Raw genomic sequence first — 17,851 nt, 5'->3', positions numbered from 1 at the left:
ATACTGACGTACATGTTAATAGATGGCGTGAAGCACAGTCGTGTCATCTGATTACCTGGCGGAAATTAAACTAAGAGAGAGCTCTATGAATCCTGAGCGTTCTGAACGCATTGAAATCCCCGTATTGCCGCTGCGCGATGTGGTGGTTTATCCGCACATGGTCATCCCCTTATTTGTCGGGCGGGAAAAATCCATCCGTTGTCTGGAAGCGGCGATGGACCATGATAAAAAAATTATGCTGGTCGCGCAGAAAGAAGCTTCAACGGATGAGCCGGGTGTAAACGATCTTTTCACTGTCGGGACCGTGGCCTCTATATTGCAGATGCTGAAACTGCCTGACGGCACCGTCAAAGTGCTGGTCGAGGGGTTACAGCGCGCGCGTATTTCTGCGCTCTCTGACAATGGCGAACACTTTTCTGCGAAGGCGGAGTATCTGGAGTCGCCGACCATTGATGAGCGGGAACAGGAAGTGCTGGTGCGTACTGCAATCAGCCAGTTCGAAGGCTACATCAAGCTAAACAAAAAAATCCCACCAGAAGTGCTGACGTCGCTGAATAGCATCGACGATCCGGCGCGTCTGGCGGATACCATTGCTGCACATATGCCGCTGAAACTGGCTGACAAACAGTCCGTTCTGGAGATGTCCGACGTTAACGAACGTCTGGAATATCTGATGGCAATGATGGAATCGGAAATCGATCTGCTGCAGGTTGAGAAACGCATTCGCAACCGCGTTAAAAAGCAGATGGAGAAATCCCAGCGTGAGTACTATCTGAACGAGCAAATGAAAGCTATTCAGAAAGAACTCGGTGAAATGGACGACGCGCCGGACGAAAACGAAGCCCTGAAGCGCAAAATCGACGCGGCGAAGATGCCGAAAGAGGCAAAAGAGAAAGCGGAAGCAGAGCTGCAGAAGCTGAAAATGATGTCTCCGATGTCGGCAGAAGCGACCGTAGTGCGTGGATATATCGACTGGATGGTACAGGTGCCGTGGAATGCGCGTAGCAAGGTCAAAAAAGACCTGCGTCAGGCGCAGGAAATCCTTGATACCGACCATTATGGTCTGGAGCGCGTGAAAGATCGTATCCTTGAGTATCTTGCGGTTCAAAGCCGTGTCAACAAAATCAAGGGACCGATCCTCTGCTTGGTAGGGCCGCCGGGGGTAGGTAAAACCTCCCTGGGTCAGTCCATCGCCAAAGCCACCGGGCGTAAATATGTCCGTATGGCGCTGGGCGGCGTGCGTGATGAAGCGGAAATCCGTGGTCACCGCCGTACTTACATCGGTTCTATGCCGGGTAAACTGATCCAGAAAATGGCGAAAGTGGGCGTGAAAAACCCGCTGTTCCTGCTCGATGAGATCGACAAAATGTCTTCTGACATGCGTGGCGATCCGGCCTCCGCACTGCTTGAAGTGCTGGATCCAGAGCAGAACGTAGCGTTCAGCGACCACTACCTGGAAGTGGATTACGATCTCAGCGACGTAATGTTTGTCGCTACGTCGAACTCCATGAACATTCCGGCACCGCTGCTGGATCGTATGGAAGTGATTCGCCTCTCCGGTTATACCGAAGATGAAAAACTGAACATCGCCAAACGTCACCTGCTGCCGAAGCAGATTGAACGTAATGCACTGAAAAAAGGTGAGCTGACCGTCGACGATAGCGCCATTATCGGCATTATTCGTTACTACACCCGTGAGGCGGGCGTGCGTGGTCTGGAGCGTGAAATCTCCAAACTGTGTCGCAAAGCGGTTAAGCAGTTACTGCTCGATAAGTCATTAAAACATATCGAAATTAACGGAGATAACCTGCATGACTACCTCGGTGTTCAGCGTTTCGACTATGGGCGCGCGGATAACGAAAACCGTGTCGGCCAGGTAACCGGTCTGGCGTGGACGGAAGTGGGCGGTGACTTGCTGACCATTGAAACCGCGTGCGTTCCGGGGAAAGGTAAACTGACCTATACCGGTTCGCTCGGCGAAGTGATGCAGGAGTCTATTCAGGCGGCGTTAACAGTGGTTCGTGCGCGTGCGGAAAAACTGGGGATCAACCCTGATTTTTACGAAAAACGTGACATCCACGTCCACGTACCGGAAGGTGCGACGCCGAAAGATGGTCCGAGTGCCGGTATTGCCATGTGCACCGCGCTGGTTTCTTGCCTGACCGGTAACCCGGTTCGTGCCGATGTGGCAATGACCGGTGAGATCACTCTGCGTGGTCAGGTACTGCCGATCGGTGGTTTGAAAGAAAAACTACTGGCAGCGCATCGCGGCGGGATTAAAACAGTGTTAATTCCGTTCGAAAATAAACGCGATCTGGAAGAGATTCCTGACAACGTAATTGCCGATCTGGACATTCATCCTGTGAAGCGCATTGAGGAAGTTCTGACTCTGGCGCTACAAAATGAACCGTCTGGCATGCAGGTTGTGACTGCAAAATAGTGACCTCGCGCAAAATGCACTAATAAAAACAGGGCTGGCAGGCTAATTCGGGCTTGCCAGCCTTTTTTTGTCTCGCTAAGTTAGATGGCGGATCGGGCTTGCCCTTATTAAGGGGTGTTGTAAGGGGATGGCTGGCCTGATATAACTGCTGCGCGTTCGTACCTTGAAGGATTCAAGTGCGATATAAATTATAAAGAGGAAGAGAAGAGTGAATAAATCTCAATTGATCGACAAGATTGCTGCAGGGGCTGATATCTCTAAAGCTGCGGCTGGCCGTGCGTTAGATGCTATTATTGCTTCCGTAACTGAATCTCTGAAAGAAGGGGATGATGTAGCACTGGTAGGTTTTGGTACTTTTGCCGTTAAAGAGCGTGCTGCCCGTACTGGCCGCAACCCGCAGACCGGTAAAGAGATCACCATCGCTGCTGCTAAAGTACCGAGCTTCCGTGCAGGTAAAGCACTGAAAGACGCGGTAAACTAAGCGTTGTCCCCAGTGGGGATGTGACGAAGTTCAAGGGCGCATCTACTGATGTGCCTTTTTTATTTGTATTCGGTGACTTTCTGCGTCTTGTGGGCTGACAATTGCCCCCGTTTCTTGTCACAATAGGCCTTTGCGCGCATCGATACGTTGCGTGAGGTACACAGTCATCTACAGCGGAGTGTTGTTACACCATGATGGACAGCTTACGCACGGCTGCAAACAGTCTCGTGCTCAAGATTATTTTCGGTATCATTATCGTGTCGTTCATATTGACCGGCGTGACTGGTTACCTGATTGGCGGAGGCAATAACTACGCCGCAAAAGTGAATGACCAGGAAATCAGCCGTGGGCAATTCGAGAACGCCTTCAACAGCGAGCGTAATCGCATGCAGCAACAGCTGGGCGATCAATACTCCGAGCTGGCAGCGAACGAAGGCTATATGAAAACCCTGCGTCAACAGGTGCTGAATCGTCTGATCGACGAGGCGCTTCTGGATCAGTACGCTCGTGAGCTGAAACTGGGTATCAGCGATGAGCAGGTTAAACAGGCGATTTTCGCGACCCCAGCCTTCCAGGTTGACGGCAAATTTGATAACAGCCGCTATAACGGTATCCTCAACCAGATGGGGATGACCGCCGATCAGTACGCCCAGGCGCTGCGTAACCAGCTCACTACCCAACAGCTGATTAACGGCGTTGCCGGTACCGATTTTATGCTGAAAGGTGAAACCGACGAGCTGGCGGCACTGGTAGCTCAACAACGCGTGGTGCGTGAAGCGACTATCGATGTTAACGCGCTGGCGGCGAAGCAGCCTGTGACCGAACAGGAAATTGCCAGCTACTACGAACAAAACAAAAACAATTTCATGACGCCGGAACAATTCCGCGTGAGTTACATCAAGCTGGATGCCGCGACGATGCAGCAACCGGTTAGCGATGCGGATATCCAGAGCTACTACGATCAGCATCAGGATCAATTCACCCAGCCGCAGCGTACCCGTTACAGCATCATCCAGACCAAAACTGAAGATGAAGCGAAAGCGGTACTTGATGAGCTGAATAAGGGCGGTGATTTTGCTGCATTAGCCAAAGAAAAATCTGCCGATATTATCTCTGCCCGCAACGGCGGTGATATGGGTTGGTTAGAAGATGCCACTATCCCGGACGAACTGAAAAATGCTGGTCTGAAAGAAAAAGGCCAACTGTCTGGTGTTATCAAATCTTCGGTCGGTTTCCTGATTGTGCGTCTGGACGACATTCAGCCAGCGAAAGTGAAATCGTTAGACGAAGTACGTGACGACATTGCGGCGAAAGTGAAACACGAAAAAGCCCTCGATGCGTACTACGCGCTGCAGCAGAAAGTGAGCGATGCGGCAAGCAACGACACCGAGTCTCTGGCCGGTGCAGAGCAAGCTGCCGGCGTTAAAGCCACTCAGACGGGTTGGTTCAGCAAAGATAACCTGCCGGAAGAGTTGAACTTCAAGCCAGTTGCCGACGCTATCTTCAACGGCGGTCTGGTAGGTGAAAACGGCGCGCCGGGCATCAACTCTGACATCATCACCGTAGACGGCGACCGCGCATTCGTGCTGCGCATCAGCGAGCACAAACCGGAAGCGGTGAAACCGTTGGCAGATGTTCAGGAACAAGTTAAGGCACTGGTTCAGCACAACAAAGCTGAACAACAGGCGAAAGTGGATGCTGAGAAACTGCTGGTTGATTTGAAAGCCGGCAAAGGTGCGGAAGCTATGCAGGCTGCCGGTCTGAAATTTGGCGAGCCGAAAACCTTAAGCCGTTCCGGTCGTGACCCGATTAGCCAGGCTGCGTTTGCACTGCCACTGCCAGCGAAAGACAAACCGAGCTACGGTATGGCGACCGATATGCAAGGTAATGTGGTTCTGCTGGCGCTGGATGAAGTGAAACAAGGTTCAATGCCGGAAGATCAGAAAAAAGCGATGGTGCAGGGTATCACCCAGAACAACGCACAAATCGTCTTTGAAGCTCTGATGAGTAACCTGCGTAAAGAGGCGAAAATCAAAATTGGCGATGCGCTGGAACAGCAATAATCCTGAAGCCGCCTCGCAAAAAAATGCTTTGCAGCTGTAACAAGAAAAGGTCGCTTTCGCGGCCTTTTCCATTTCTGAACATTGCCATTTGTTTACTGTTTTCACTGCCGTTAAGGTGATTCCACTGTTAACAAACAAGGAGAAAACAGTATGAAACACGGAATTAAAGCACTGCTCATTACCCTGTCCCTGGCCTGTGCCGGAATGTCTCATAGCGCGCTGGCGGCAGCTTCTGTGGCGAAACCGACAACAGTAGAAACCAAAGCGGAAGCTCCTGCAGCACAAAGTAAAGCAGCAGTACCGGCGAAAGCCAGTGACGAAGAAGGCACCCGGGTCAGCATTAATAATGCCAGCGCGGAAGAGTTAGCCCGCGCGATGAATGGCGTTGGCCTGAAGAAAGCGCAGGCGATTGTCAGTTATCGCGAAGAGTACGGTCCGTTTAAAACGGTGGAGGATCTAAAGCAGGTGCCGGGGATGGGCAATTCGCTGGTGGAACGTAATCTGGCGGTATTAACCCTGTAATTAATTTGCATAGTGGCAATTTTTTGCCAGACTGAAGAGGTCATACCAGTTATGACCTCTGTACTTATAACAGTTCTTATAACAACAACGTAAGGTTATTGCGCTATGCAAACACAAATCAAAGTTCGTGGATATCATCTCGACGTTTACCAGCACGTAAACAACGCCCGCTACCTTGAATTTCTCGAAGAAGCCCGCTGGCATGGGTTGGAAAATAGCGACAGTTTTCACTGGATGACGGCCCATAACATCGCCTTCGTCGTGGTCAATATCAATATTAACTATCGCCGCCCGGCGGTATTAAGCGACCTGTTAACCATTACCAGTCAGTTGCAGCAATTAAACGGTAAAAGTGGCATCTTAAGCCAGGTCATTACACTGGAGCCGGAAGGACAGGTGGTAGCGGATGCGCTTATTACGTTTGTTTGTATTGATCTTAAAACGCAGAAAGCATTAGCTCTGGAAGGGGAATTGCGCGAAAAGCTGGAGCAGATGGTTAAGTAAACGTTTTGTGGTGCCGGATGCTCAAGCCGCATCCGGCGACACCCGGAATAATTACTTCAACCCGGTTTTCTGCTTCATCGCTGCCATCACCGTCGGTTTATCGGCCAGATAATGATTCAAACCGTTGGCACGTAAATTACACGCCGCACAATGACCGCAACCGTCGCCTTTAATGCCGTTATAACAGGTCAGCGTTTCGTTACGGACTAAATCCAGCTTGCCGTAATAATCTGCCAGCGCCCAGGTTTCCGCTTTATCAATCCACATCAGCGGCGTTTCAAAACGAATATCTTTCGCCATGCCCAAACTGACGGCATGGTTTAGTGCTTTCACAAACTCATCGCGGCAATCCGGGTAGCCGGAGAAATCCGTTTCGCAGACGCCGGTAATTACGGCTTCTGCTTTTACCTGATACGCATATATTGCCGCCAGTGTCAGGAACAAAATATTACGCCCTGGGACAAACGTATTCGGGATACCATCGGCTTCAGGTTCATAATCAGGCACCGGAATGCTGTCACGCGTCAGGCTGCTGACCGCCAGCTCGTTGAGCAGCGTTACATCAAGCACCTTATGCGCGCGTGCCCCCAGTTTCAGCGCCAGTTCGCGTGCCACGTCGATTTCTGCGCGATGGCGTTGACCGTAATCGAACGTCACGCAATGGACTTCATCATATTGTTGTAATGCCTGCACCAGACAGGTGGTGGAATCCTGGCCTCCACTGAACACAACGACAGCACGTTTCATAGATAATCCTGCTTGAACAATAAAAACGTTATGGTAACGCCTGCGATTAACCCGGACCAGCTATTCATTGCGACGGCGCGGGAAGCCAGGCTTCGGTAAATTCAAACCAGCCGCGCGGTGTCAGTCGCACACCGTTCACGCCGGGAGGGGCGCTAATGCGATAGTGATAGTTGAACAGCGGCGTCAGCGTCGCATCTGCCATTAACTGGCTAAAAACCGCTTTCAGGGCATTAAATCGGTTTTCCTCATCAGGCATTACTTGCACTGCGTCCAGTGTCGATTGCAAATGTGCATATGCTGGAGCGTCGAAAACATGTGGCCACAGTGGATCGCAACGCAGCCATTGCTCCAGGGTATATTCCGGTGCTTCGCCAATTAATCTGTCGCCCATCATGAGGTCTGCGTGTGCCAGTAGGGTCGTGTCGTCCCAGTTTTTTGCGTTATGAAAAATAATTGTGAGTTCACAGCCTTCCGCTGCCAGTGTCGCCTGTAGGCGTTCTGCCATGGTATGAAGTTCTATCGGTAGGTGATAAACCAGCGTCAAGGTTTTCGGTAGTTTAACTTCATCCGGTACTTGCCAATGCGGAATAGTCCAGCCTGGCAGTAATGCATGACTGGCAGTGATCAGGTTTTCTCCGACTTCTAACGTTTGTAATAAACCGGATTGATGAATAATGGAGATTACTTTTCGCGCCTGCCAGAGGGACAGTCGGAGACTTTTGCGCAATGTTAAATAGCAAAAACCTAAACTGATGCCGCTACTGACCTGGCTGACCCGTTGCAGCTCCTCCGGTTTGCCAATGGTGATTTGCACGGGATGCCGACAACTGGTTCCCATATCTTTTTCGAAAAGCGGCGGAGTTATCCAGTACTCAACCGCTTTAAGCAGCGGATGACGTAAATGGTAATAATCATGGCTCTCCAGGCGCACCAGTTCCGCTGTGAATTGTGTTAAGCGAAAAGGACCTGTGCCGATCAGTGGGAATTGCGGATGCGCCAGATGGCTGCAATAGCTCGCCAGTCGGTGCGCAAGCCAGTAATCGGGGCGATGTAAAAAGAAGGTCAGACACTGCGGATGGGTGACTTCAATACGCTTCACGCTAATAAATAATTGATCCAGTGCTGGCAGTTGTAACAGCATCAATAACCGCTGGTGTAAGTGGGAGGCTTTTACTGCATCGCCGTTATGTCAGTGTAAGGTTGAGCGAAGATAAAAATCCCAGCGTAACCCGTCAGTAGAGGTTTCCCAGTGATGCGCTAAATCGCCAATCGGGCGCTGGGTATTATTATCGAAGCGGGTCAGGCCGGAAAATATCTGCCCGGCCAGATGCTGCTCGGCACGGCCGGGCAAAAAGCCCGGTTGTAGCGGTTCGAGCGGGCGATAGTAGGGAATACGCAACGTGGGCGTATCGTTTTGCCATTGTCCGCCCATAAACGGCTGTAACAGAGTGCGCAACTCACCTGGGGCCAGTTGCGCCAGCTCCAGCACATCTTGCTGCTTTCCGGTTTCCAGCGCCTGTTCCATCATCGCATTGCGTAGCGATTCTGGCGTGACCAGAAAGCGCAGTTGACCGCGCTTTCCGCGTCCTGACTGCGCCTGCCACTCCAGCCATCCCGCCTCCTGTGCCTGGCGTAACAGCGTACGAACATGGCGTTCGCTGCAAAAACAGCGTTCGGCCAGTTCGCTGACGGTGACGGTTTGCGGCTTTCCGGCGGAAGGTTGCCACAGACGTTGATACTGGTTAAGACGGTTGAGCAGTCGCATATAAACCCGGAACAATATTATTTAACTATTCACTATTACTTCCGTATATATCAGGTGATACTCAATCACCATTAACCGTGTCACAGAGTGGAGAAAGAAATGGCTCGTCTGGCAGCATTTGATATGGATGGCACTTTATTGATGCCTGACCATCATTTAGGTGAGAAAACCCTCTCTACTTTGGCGCGGCTGCGTGAACGCGACATTACCCTCACTTTTGCCACGGGGCGTCATGCGCTGGAGATGCAGCATATTCTCGGGGCGCTATCGCTGGATGCATATTTGATTACCGGCAACGGAACGCGCGTGCATTCTCTGGAAGGTGAACTTTTACATCGTGATGATTTACCTGCGGATGTCGCGGAGCTGGTGCTGTATCAGCAATGGGATACCCGAGCCAGCATGCATATCTTCAATGACGATGGTTGGTTTACCGGGAAAGAGAACCCTGCGTTGTTGCAGGCATTTGTCTATAGCGGTTTTCGTTATCAGATAATCGATGTCAAAAAAATGCCACTCGGCAGCGTCACCAAGATCTGCTTCTGTGGCGATCACGACGATCTTACACGCTTGCAGATCCAGCTATACGAAGCATTAGGCGAGCGTGCACATTTATGTTTTTCCGCCACGGATTGCCTCGAAGTGCTGCCGGTGGGTTGCAATAAAGGCGCTGCATTGACGGTGCTGACCCAACATTTAGGTTTATCGTTACGCGATTGCATGGCCTTTGGTGATGCGATGAACGATCGCGAAATGTTAGGCAGCGTCGGTAGCGGATTTATTATGGGCAATGCGATGCCGCAACTGCGCGCGGAGCTCCCGCATTTACCGGTGATTGGACATTGCCGAAATCAGGCTGTCTCTCACTATTTGACGCACTGGCTGGACTATCCACATCTACCTTATTCCCCCGAATAACGAGATCCCTTCCAGCACCGGGCAATTGCCCGGTTTTTTTTGCGTTGAATTTGTCATTTTGTGCCGTGATGCTTAAACCGCACAGAATAAATTGTCGCGATTTCACCTTTAAAATAGAATTAAAAGAGAAAAAAATTCTCTGTGGAAGGGCTATGTTAGATAAAATTGACCGTAAGCTGCTGGCCTTGCTACAGCAGGATTGCACCCTCTCTTTGCAGGCACTGGCTGAAGCCGTTAATCTGACAACCACCCCCTGCTGGAAGCGTCTGAAACGGCTGGAGGACGACGGTATCCTTATCGGCAAAGTCGCCCTGCTGGATCCGGAAAAAATAGGCCTCGGCCTGACCGCCTTTGTGCTGATAAAAACGCAACATCACAGCAGCGAATGGTATTGCCGCTTTGTCACGGTGGTTACCGAAATGCCAGAAGTGCTGGGGTTCTGGCGCATGGCTGGTGAATACGATTATCTGATGCGCGTCCAGGTTGCCGACATGAAACGCTACGACGAGTTTTATAAGCGTCTGGTAAACAGTGTACCGGGGCTGTCGGACGTCACTTCCAGCTTCGCGATGGAACAGATTAAATACACCACTTCTTTACCCATCGAATAAATATCCAGAATCAAGTCAGGACACAACGCGTGCGATTATTTGCTCAATTAAGCTGGTATTTCCGTCGGGAATGGCGTCGCTATCTCGGGGCTGTCGCCTTGCTTGTCATTATCGCGATGCTGCAACTGGTTCCGCCAAAAGTGGTTGGTATTGTTGTTGATGGCGTGACAGAACAACACTTTACTACCGGGCAGATCCTGATGTGGATCGCCACCATGGTGCTGATTGCCGTTGTGGTTTATCTCCTGCGTTACGTCTGGCGCGTATTGCTGTTTGGTGCGTCTTATCAACTGGCTGTTGAACTGCGTGAAGATTATTACCGCCAGCTAAGCCGGCAGCATCCTGAGTTTTACCTGCGTCATCGCACGGGTGACCTCATGGCTCGTGCGACCAATGACGTCGATCGCGTCGTGTTTGCCGCCGGAGAAGGGGTGCTGACGCTGGTGGATTCACTGGTAATGGGCTGCGCTGTGTTGATTATGATGTCTACGCAAATTAGCTGGCAGTTGACCTTATTTGCCCTGTTGCCGATGCCAGTGATGGCGATCATGATCAAGCGCAACGGCGATGCCTTGCATGAACGCTTTAAGCTGGCACAGGCGGCGTTTTCCAGTCTTAATGACCGCACCCAGGAAAGCCTCACCAGTATTCGCATGATCAAAGCCTTTGGTCTGGAAGATCGTCAGTCGGCGTTATTTGCCGCGGATGCCGAAGATACCGGCAAAAAAAACATGCGGGTGGCGCGTATTGATGCTCGTTTCGACCCGACCATCTATATCGCGATTGGTATGGCGAACTTGCTGGCGATTGGCGGCGGTAGTTGGATGGTGGTACAGGGCAGTTTAACGCTGGGCCAGCTCACCAGTTTTATGATGTATTTAGGTCTGATGATTTGGCCAATGCTGGCGCTGGCATGGATGTTTAACATTGTGGAACGTGGCAGCGCGGCGTATAGCCGAATTCGTACCATGCTGGCCGAAGCGCCAGTCGTTATTGATGGTAGTGATAAGGTGCCAGAAGGTCGTGGTGAACTGGATGTGAATATTCGCCAGTTTACGTATCCGCAGACTGACCATCCTGCGCTGGAAAACGTCAATTTCGCCCTGAAACCCGGTCAGATGGTAGGTATTTGCGGGCCGACTGGTTCCGGCAAAAGTACCCTGTTGTCGCTCATTCAGCGTCATTTCGACGTCAGCGAGGGGGATATCCGCTTTCATGATATTCCTCTGACGAAGTTACAACTCGATAGCTGGCGTAGCCGCCTGGCGGTAGTTAGCCAGACACCGTTCCTTTTTTCCGACACCGTAGCGAACAACATCGCGTTGGGTTGCCCGAATGCCACCCAGCAAGAGATTGAGCATGTCGCGCGGTTAGCCAGCGTGCATGACGATATTTTGCGTTTACCGCAAGGTTACGATACAGAAGTGGGCGAGCGCGGCGTGATGCTTTCCGGTGGGCAAAAACAGCGTATCTCCATTGCTCGTGCGTTATTAGTCAACGCGGAAATCCTCATCCTTGATGATGCGCTTTCAGCGGTGGACGGACGCACAGAGCACCAGATCCTGCATAACCTGCGTCAGTGGGGGCAGGGAAGAACGGTAATCATCAGTGCCCATCGCCTTTCTGCACTGACGGAAGCCAGTGAAATTATTGTGATGCAGCACGGACATATCGCCCAGCGTGGCAATCATGATGAGCTGGCGCAACAAAGTGGCTGGTATCGCGATATGTATCGCTATCAACAACTGGAGGCGGCGCTCGACGACGCTCCGGAAATTCGCGAGGAGGCCATCGATGCGTAGTTTTAGCCAACTGTGGCCGACTCTCAAGCGCCTGTTAGCGTACGGTTCGCCGTGGCGTAAACCGTTGGGGATTGCGGTCCTGATGATGTGGGTTGCGGCGGCGGCAGAAGTCAGTGGGCCGCTGCTTATCAGCTATTTTATCGACAATATGGTAGCGAAAAATAACCTGCCGTTGAAAGTGGTTGCAGGGCTGGCTGCGGCGTATGTTGGGCTGCAACTGTTTGCCGCCGGGCTACATTACGCGCAGTCGCTGCTGTTTAATCGGGCGGCAGTAGGCGTAGTGCAACAGTTGCGTACCGACGTGATGGATGCTGCGTTACGCCAGCCATTAAGCGAGTTTGATACCCAACCCGTCGGGCAGGTGATTTCCCGCGTCACTAATGACACTGAAGTGATCCGCGATCTCTACGTTACCGTAGTGGCAACTGTCCTGCGTAGCGCCGCACTGGTGGGCGCGATGCTGGTGGCGATGTTCAGCCTCGACTGGCGAATGGCGCTGGTGGCGATAATGATTTTCCCGGTGGTGCTGGTGGTAATGGTGATATATCAGCGTTACAGCACGCCGATTGTCCGTCGTGTGCGCGCTTATCTGGCGGATATCAACGACGGCTTTAACGAAATCATCAATGGCATGAGCGTTATCCAGCAGTTCCGTCAGCAGGCGCGATTTGGCGAACGTATGGGTGAGGCCAGTCGTTCACACTATATGGCGAGGATGCAAACCCTGCGCCTCGACGGTTTTCTGCTGCGTCCGCTGCTGAGTCTGTTTTCATCGCTCATTCTTTGTGGCTTGTTGATGCTGTTTGGTTTCTCCGCCAGCGGCACCATTGAAGTGGGCGTGTTGTATGCGTTCATCAGTTATTTGGGGCGACTTAACGAACCCTTAATCGAACTGACCACGCAGCAGGCGATGCTGCAACAGGCTGTTGTTGCTGGTGAGCGCGTTTTTGAGCTGATGGACGGACCGCGCCAGCAATATGGCAATGATGATCGCCCGTTGCAGAGCGGCACCATCGAAGTCGATAACGTGTCATTTGCTTATCGCGATGACAATCTGGTGCTAAAGAACATTAATCTCTCTGTGCCTTCGCGCAACTTTGTGGCGCTGGTCGGGCATACCGGCAGTGGCAAAAGCACCCTCGCCAGTTTATTGATGGGCTATTACCCGCTAACGGAAGGTGAGATTCGCCTTGATGGTCGTCCATTAAGTTCGCTAAGTCACAGCGCGCTGCGCCAGGGCGTGGCAATGGTGCAGCAAGATCCGGTGGTGCTGGCGGATACCTTCCTCGCCAACGTGACGCTGGGGCGTGATATCTCCGAAGAACGCGTCTGGCAGGCGCTGGAAACCGTGCAACTGGCGGAGCTGGCGCGTAGCATGAGCGACGGTATTTACACGCCGCTTGGCGAGCAGGGGAATAATCTCTCAGTCGGGCAAAAGCAACTGCTGGCACTGGCACGCGTGTTGGTGGAGACGCCGCAAATCCTGATCCTTGATGAGGCAACAGCCAGCATTGACTCCGGTACTGAACAGGCGATTCAACATGCTCTGGCGGCGGTGCGTGAACATACTACGCTTGTGGTGATTGCTCACCGCTTATCAACTATTGTTGATGCCGACACCATTCTGGTGCTTCATCGTGGGCAAGCTGTGGAGCAGGGCACTCACCAGCAACTGCTGGCGGCCCAGGGACGCTACTGGCAGATGTATCAACTGCAACTTGCGGGCGAAGAGCTGGCAGCCAGCGTGCGTGAAGAGGAATCATTGAGCGCCTGAATAGCGCAATATTTCATCGTTGGTGCAAAAATGTAACGCACTGTGCACTGTCATAGTGCGTTTTCATTTTCAATCTTCTTAACTTCCTGCTCTCTTTCTCGTTTTTCATTTCTGGCACACCGCTTGCAATACCTTCTTCGTGTAGCAGAACCATTACCGAATTCTGACCGGAGGGGATCTATGAAGCTGGTGACCGTGATAATCAAACCATTCAAGCTGGAAGACGTTCGTGAAGCGTTATCTTCCATTGGTATTCAGGGCCTGACCGTCACCGAAGTGAAAGGTTTCGGGCGTCAGAAAGGGCATGCCGAGCTGTACCGGGGGGCGGAATACAGCGTCAACTTCCTGCCAAAAGTAAAAATTGATGTGGCGATTGCTGATGACCAACTCGATGAAGTGATCGATATCGTCAGCAAAGCGGCTTACACCGGAAAAATTGGCGACGGCAAAATCTTCGTCGCTGAATTGCAACGCGTCATTCGTATTCGTACCGGCGAAGCCGACGAAGCGGCGCTGTAATCTCTGGCACACAGCAACAGGAACGAAAAATGAAGATAGCAACGATAAAAACTGGGCTTACTTCACTGGCGATGCTGCCGGGACTGGTAATGGCTGCACCTGCGGTGGCCGATAAAGCCGACAATGCGTTTATGATGATTTGTACTGCGCTGGTGCTGTTTATGACCGTTCCGGGGATTGCCCTGTTTTATGGAGGGCTGATTCGTGGCAAAAACGTGCTGTCGATGCTGACGCAGGTGACCGTGACGTTTGCACTGGTCTGTATTCTCTGGGTGGTTTACGGCTACTCGCTGGCGTTTGGCGAAGGCAACAACTTCTTCGGCAACATTAACGGGTTGATGCTGAAAAACATTGAACTGACGGCGGTGATGGGCAGCATTTATCAGTATATCCACGTGGCGTTTCAGGGATCGTTTGCCTGCATTACCGTAGGCTTGATAGTTGGGGCGCTGGCGGAACGAATCCGCTTCTCAGCTGTGTTGATTTTTGTGGTGGTATGGCTGACGCTCTCTTACATTCCGATTGCGCATATGGTCTGGGGCGGCGGTTTGCTGGCTTCTCACGGGGCACTGGATTTCGCGGGTGGCACGGTGGTGCATATTAACGCCGCAATCGCCGGTCTGGTGGGCGCGTATCTGATAGGCAAACGCGTGGGCTTCGGTAAAGAGGCGTTTAAACCGCACAACCTGCCGATGGTCTTCACCGGGACTGCTATTCTCTATATCGGTTGGTTTGGCTTTAACGCCGGGTCAGCGGGCACGGCGAATGAAATCGCGGCACTGGCATTTGTGAATACTGTGGTCGCAACTGCGGCGGCAATTCTTGGCTGGATCTTCGGTGAATGGGCGCTGCGTGGTAAGCCTTCACTGCTGGGAGCGTGTTCTGGCGCGATTGCCGGTCTGGTCGGCGTGACGCCAGCCTGTGGTTACATTGGGGTTGGCGGCGCGTTGATTATCGGCGTGGTAGCTGGTCTGGCGGGCTTGTGGGGCGTTACCATGCTCAAACGCTTGCTGCGGGTGGATGATCCCTGCGATGTCTTCGGTGTGCACGGCGTTTGTGGTATTGTCGGCTGTATCATGACCGGGATTTTTGCCGCCAGCTCGCTGGGCGGTGTGGGCTTCGCTGAAGGTGTGACGATGGGCCATCAGTTGCTGGTACAGCTGGAAAGCATCGCCATTACGATTGTCTGGTCTGGTGTGGTGGCATTTATCGGCTACAAACTGGCGGATCTGACGGTTGGTCTGCGTGTACCGGAAGAGCAGGAGCGAGAAGGGCTGGACGTCAACAGCCACGGCGAGAATGCCTATAACGCGTAACAAGCACTGCAAAAAACAGCCGGACGGTTTTCACCTCCGGCTATTTTTTTAATTGTGATTACGCATCACCCCTTCCTGAACGGTCGAGGCAACCAGCACGCCGTCCTGGGTATAAAACTCACCGCGCACAAAGCCGCGTGCGCTGGACGCCGAGGTGCTTTCCACGCTATACAGCAGCCATTCATTCAAATTAAACGGGCGATGGAACCACATGGAATGGTCAATGGTGGCAATCTGAATCCCCGGTTCGAGAAAACCGATGCCGTGCGGCTGTAGAGCTACCGGCAGGAAATTAAGATCAGAAGCATAACCGAGCAGATACTGATGAACGCGCAGATCATCCGGCACGCTACCATTTGCGCGGATCCACACCTGACGATGCGGTTCTGCGACGTGCCCTTTCAGTGGGTTATGAAACTCCACCGGACGGACTTCAAGCGGACGATCGCTGATGAATTTATCTTTCAGCACTGGCGGCAGCAGGTGCGCCAGCGATTGGGCGATTTGCGTTTCTGAAGGCAGGCCATCAGGCGCTGGCGCGGACGGCATTGTTTTTTGATGTTCGAAACCCGCTTCTGGTGCCTGGAAAGAGGCAGTCATATAAAAAATCGGTTTGCCGTTTTGAATAGCAGAAACCCGGCGGGCGCTGAAGCTGTTACCGTCACGCAGCGTTTCGACATCATAAATAATCGGCTTCTTACTATCGCCAGGGCGAAGAAAGTAGCTGTGAAAAGAATGTACCAGCCGCTCGTCAGGGACGGTCTCTTTTGCAGCATACAAGGCCTGACCCACGACCTGGCCGCCAAATACCTGGCGTAAACCTAAATCTTCACTCTGGCCGCGAAAGAGTCCTTCCTCAATTTTTTCCAGATTTAACAATGTCAGTAAATTTTTTAGCGCCTGACTCATATAACTCTCCAGTAACAAAGCTGCCGCAGCAAGCCAAAGTGAGTTGAGTATAACGCAAATTTGCCACTGGTCCGATGGGTGCAATGGTCTGAATTACGGGCTAATTACAGGCAGAAATGCGTGATGTGTGCCACACTTGTTGACGTTACTATTTTGTTAACCACTCTTCCGGCGAGGAAAGTTAGCCCGCTGGTGCATTGATAATAAGGAGAAGTGAATGAAACTCGTGCACATGGCCAGTGGTTTAGCGGTTGCGATTGCGTTGGCGGCTTGCGCAGATAAAAGCGCGGATATTCAGACGCCAGCACCGGCTGCAAATACGTCTATTTCAGCAACACAACAACCTGCTATCCAGCAACCGAATGTCTCCGGTACCGTTTGGATCCGTCAGAAAGTCGCACTGCCGCCTGATGCCGTGCTGACCGTGACACTTTCTGACGCGTCGTTAGCCGATGCGCCGTCGAAAGTGCTGGCGCAGAAAGCGGTGCGTACCGAAGGTAAACAGTCACCATTCAGCTTTGTTCTGCCATTTAACCCGGCAGATGTTCAGCCGAACGCGCGTATTCTGTTGAGTGCGGCGATTACCGTGAATGACAAACTGGTATTTATTACCGATACCGTTCAGCCGGTGATCAACCAGGGCGGAACTAAAGCCGACCTGACATTGGTGCCGGTGCAGCAAACCGCCGTGCCGGTTCAGGCTAGCGGTGGCGCAACGACTACCGTACCTTCAACTTCACCAACCCAGGTGAATCCGTCTTCGGCAGTTCCAGCTCCAACGCAATATTAAGCGAAGTTAACCCTCTCCGCCCGGAGAGGGTTAGTAGTTCCAGCGATAAAGCTGCAAGTCGATTTGCCCGCTTCCCGACACCATCACACCTTCTGCCAGTAATGCCTGTCGCTGACGCTGTAAATCCGGTCCGGTCAGTGAAATGGTGCCGTGGCGATTAACCACCCGGTGCCATGGCAAGGTGCTGCCTTCGGGGAGACGCTTTAACACACCGCCTACCTGGCGCGCGGCGCGCGGCGATCCCGCCAGTTTCGCCACATCACCGTAAGTGGTGACATAGCCTTCGGGAATAGCGGCTACGATTTGCCAGACGCGCTGGGGAAATGAATCTTCTTTTTCCATCTTTTCTTCCTGAGGTAATTTTTCAGCATAATCTGGAAAAACGCCCGAGTGAAGCCGCATTGCGCAAGAAACCAGCATCTGGCACGCAATGGGTTGCAATTAGCCGGGGCAGCAGTGATAATGCGCCTGCGCGTTGGTTCTCAACGCTCTCAATGGGGGCTCTGTTGGTTCTCCCGCAACGCTACTCTGTTTACCAGGTCAGGTCCGGAAGGAAGCAGCCAAGGCAGATGACGCGTGTGCCGGGATGTAGCTGGCAGGGCCCCCACCCATTTCTGCCTCCCACCGTTTCGTCAAAAAATCCCAACATGGCTAAACTTTAACCACAACTGACGTCGCAAGAATTGTCTG

At 52.3% G+C, this 17,851-nt stretch carries 15 protein-coding genes, 1 other RNA gene and 1 pseudogene; 13 read left to right on the top strand and 4 right to left on the bottom strand.

Translation table 11 applies throughout. The features are described from left to right. The first annotated feature begins 85 nt into the window (after nt 1-85). The 5 genes from lon to fadM all read left to right on the top strand — a co-directional run bounded on the left by lon (nt 86) and on the right by fadM (nt 6,010). Nucleotides 86-2,440 carry an endopeptidase La gene (gene lon, locus HBM92_RS18090; protein ID WP_001295325.1) on the top strand — a complete coding sequence of 785 codons (2,355 nt, stop codon included), beginning with the start codon at nt 86-88 and terminating at the stop codon, nt 2,438-2,440. 190 nt (nt 2,441-2,630) lie between these two features. Next, nucleotides 2,631-2,921 (top strand): nucleoid-associated protein HU-beta, encoded by a 291-nt coding sequence (gene hupB / locus HBM92_RS18085; RefSeq protein ID WP_254892905.1) that lies wholly within the window; start codon nt 2,631-2,633, stop codon nt 2,919-2,921. Nucleotides 2,922-3,112: 191 nt separating this feature from the next. After that, on the top strand, nt 3,113-4,984 hold the full coding sequence (ppiD, locus tag HBM92_RS18080; protein WP_000969418.1) for a peptidylprolyl isomerase: 1,872 nt from the start codon (nt 3,113-3,115) through the stop codon (nt 4,982-4,984). A 150-nt stretch (nt 4,985-5,134) separates the two neighbouring features. After that, nucleotides 5,135-5,506: a helix-hairpin-helix domain-containing protein gene (locus HBM92_RS18075; RefSeq protein WP_000680314.1), complete on the top strand. Its 372-nt coding sequence runs from the start codon at nt 5,135-5,137 to the stop codon at nt 5,504-5,506. Between the two features lie 105 nt (nt 5,507-5,611). Next, a complete protein-coding gene (fadM, locus tag HBM92_RS18070) occupies nt 5,612-6,010 on the top strand; it encodes a long-chain acyl-CoA thioesterase FadM (RefSeq protein ID WP_001194552.1) in 399 nt (132 codons plus the stop codon). A 51-nt stretch (nt 6,011-6,061) separates the two neighbouring features. Here the strand turns inward: fadM and queC are convergent, their stop codons facing one another. Beyond that, nucleotides 6,062-6,757, bottom strand: coding sequence for a 7-cyano-7-deazaguanine synthase QueC (queC, locus tag HBM92_RS18065; protein ID WP_000817227.1), 696 nt, complete (start codon nt 6,755-6,757; stop codon nt 6,062-6,064). A 64-nt stretch (nt 6,758-6,821) separates the two neighbouring features. Next, nucleotides 6,822-8,522: pseudogene (locus HBM92_RS18060) on the bottom strand (SgrR family transcriptional regulator). Between the two features lie 99 nt (nt 8,523-8,621). Between HBM92_RS18060 and cof the strand changes: the two are divergent. The 6 genes from cof (at nt 8,622) to amtB (ending at nt 15,462) form a co-directional block, all read left to right on the top strand. Further along, on the top strand, nt 8,622-9,440 hold the full coding sequence (gene cof, locus HBM92_RS18055; protein ID WP_001346341.1) for an HMP-PP phosphatase: 819 nt from the start codon (nt 8,622-8,624) through the stop codon (nt 9,438-9,440). Between the two features lie 152 nt (nt 9,441-9,592). Next, nucleotides 9,593-10,051 carry a DNA-binding transcriptional regulator DecR gene (gene decR, locus HBM92_RS18050; protein ID WP_000884589.1) on the top strand — a complete coding sequence of 153 codons (459 nt, stop codon included), beginning with the start codon at nt 9,593-9,595 and terminating at the stop codon, nt 10,049-10,051. Between the two features lie 29 nt (nt 10,052-10,080). Continuing rightward, nucleotides 10,081-11,853 (top strand): SmdA family multidrug ABC transporter permease/ATP-binding protein, encoded by a 1,773-nt coding sequence (locus HBM92_RS18045; RefSeq protein ID WP_001235634.1) that lies wholly within the window; start codon nt 10,081-10,083, stop codon nt 11,851-11,853. Continuing rightward, nucleotides 11,846-13,627, top strand: a complete 1,782-nt coding sequence (locus HBM92_RS18040; RefSeq protein WP_001256201.1) for a SmdB family multidrug efflux ABC transporter permease/ATP-binding protein — start codon at nt 11,846-11,848, stop codon at nt 13,625-13,627. Before HBM92_RS18045 ends, HBM92_RS18040 begins: the two co-directional genes overlap by 8 nt. A 180-nt stretch (nt 13,628-13,807) precedes the next feature. After that, nucleotides 13,808-14,146 (top strand): P-II family nitrogen regulator, encoded by a 339-nt coding sequence (gene glnK, locus HBM92_RS18035; protein ID WP_000780338.1) that lies wholly within the window; start codon nt 13,808-13,810, stop codon nt 14,144-14,146. 29 nt (nt 14,147-14,175) lie between these two features. Then, nucleotides 14,176-15,462: an ammonium transporter AmtB gene (gene amtB, locus HBM92_RS18030; RefSeq protein ID WP_000685055.1), complete on the top strand. Its 1,287-nt coding sequence runs from the start codon at nt 14,176-14,178 to the stop codon at nt 15,460-15,462. A 48-nt stretch (nt 15,463-15,510) separates the two neighbouring features. Here the strand turns inward: amtB and tesB are convergent, their stop codons facing one another. After that, the gene (gene tesB, locus HBM92_RS18025; protein ID WP_001304827.1) at nt 15,511-16,371 is read right to left on the bottom strand and encodes an acyl-CoA thioesterase II; all 861 of its coding nucleotides are present in this window, start codon (nt 16,369-16,371) and stop codon (nt 15,511-15,513) included. A 217-nt stretch (nt 16,372-16,588) separates the two neighbouring features. Here tesB and HBM92_RS18020 point away from each other — a divergent pair, with 217 nt between their 5' ends. Next, on the top strand, nt 16,589-17,161 hold the full coding sequence (locus tag HBM92_RS18020; RefSeq protein WP_000779831.1) for a YbaY family lipoprotein: 573 nt from the start codon (nt 16,589-16,591) through the stop codon (nt 17,159-17,161). Between the two features lie 30 nt (nt 17,162-17,191). On the opposite strand, the gene HBM92_RS18015 is transcribed toward HBM92_RS18020, so the two are convergent. Then, the gene (locus HBM92_RS18015; protein WP_000409908.1) at nt 17,192-17,503 is read right to left on the bottom strand and encodes an MGMT family protein; all 312 of its coding nucleotides are present in this window, start codon (nt 17,501-17,503) and stop codon (nt 17,192-17,194) included. A gap of 162 nt (nt 17,504-17,665) precedes the next feature. Between HBM92_RS18015 and ffs the strand changes: the two genes are divergently transcribed. Then, nucleotides 17,666-17,762: signal recognition particle sRNA small type (gene ffs, locus HBM92_RS18010), an RNA gene on the top strand. The last annotated feature ends 89 nt before the right edge of the window (nt 17,763-17,851 follow it).

This window comes from Escherichia sp. E.sYA108 (assembly GCF_011754335.1).
Taxonomy (GTDB): Bacteria; Pseudomonadota; Gammaproteobacteria; order Enterobacterales; family Enterobacteriaceae; genus Escherichia; species Escherichia coli.
The sequence above is the reverse complement of the archived record's forward strand: the minus strand, read 5'-3'. Positions and strand labels throughout refer to the sequence as shown.

What these genes read in the sequence shown, in the direction of transcription:
- lon (WP_001295325.1), top strand. Translation starts at nt 86, where the DNA reads ATGAATCCTGAGCGTTCTGAACGCATTGAAATCCCCGTATTGCCGCTG.
- ppiD (WP_000969418.1), top strand. Translation starts at nt 3,113, where the DNA reads ATGATGGACAGCTTACGCACGGCTGCAAACAGTCTCGTGCTCAAGATT.
- HBM92_RS18075 (WP_000680314.1), top strand. Translation starts at nt 5,135, where the DNA reads ATGAAACACGGAATTAAAGCACTGCTCATTACCCTGTCCCTGGCCTGT.
- fadM (WP_001194552.1), top strand. Translation starts at nt 5,612, where the DNA reads ATGCAAACACAAATCAAAGTTCGTGGATATCATCTCGACGTTTACCAG.
- queC (WP_000817227.1), bottom strand. Translation starts at nt 6,757, where the DNA reads ATGAAACGTGCTGTCGTTGTGTTCAGTGGAGGCCAGGATTCCACCACC.
- cof (WP_001346341.1), top strand. Translation starts at nt 8,622, where the DNA reads ATGGCTCGTCTGGCAGCATTTGATATGGATGGCACTTTATTGATGCCT.
- decR (WP_000884589.1), top strand. Translation starts at nt 9,593, where the DNA reads ATGTTAGATAAAATTGACCGTAAGCTGCTGGCCTTGCTACAGCAGGAT.
- HBM92_RS18040 (WP_001256201.1), top strand. Translation starts at nt 11,846, where the DNA reads ATGCGTAGTTTTAGCCAACTGTGGCCGACTCTCAAGCGCCTGTTAGCG.
- glnK (WP_000780338.1), top strand. Translation starts at nt 13,808, where the DNA reads ATGAAGCTGGTGACCGTGATAATCAAACCATTCAAGCTGGAAGACGTT.
- amtB (WP_000685055.1), top strand. Translation starts at nt 14,176, where the DNA reads ATGAAGATAGCAACGATAAAAACTGGGCTTACTTCACTGGCGATGCTG.
- tesB (WP_001304827.1), bottom strand. Translation starts at nt 16,371, where the DNA reads ATGAGTCAGGCGCTAAAAAATTTACTGACATTGTTAAATCTGGAAAAA.
- HBM92_RS18020 (WP_000779831.1), top strand. Translation starts at nt 16,589, where the DNA reads ATGAAACTCGTGCACATGGCCAGTGGTTTAGCGGTTGCGATTGCGTTG.
- HBM92_RS18015 (WP_000409908.1), bottom strand. Translation starts at nt 17,503, where the DNA reads ATGGAAAAAGAAGATTCATTTCCCCAGCGCGTCTGGCAAATCGTAGCC.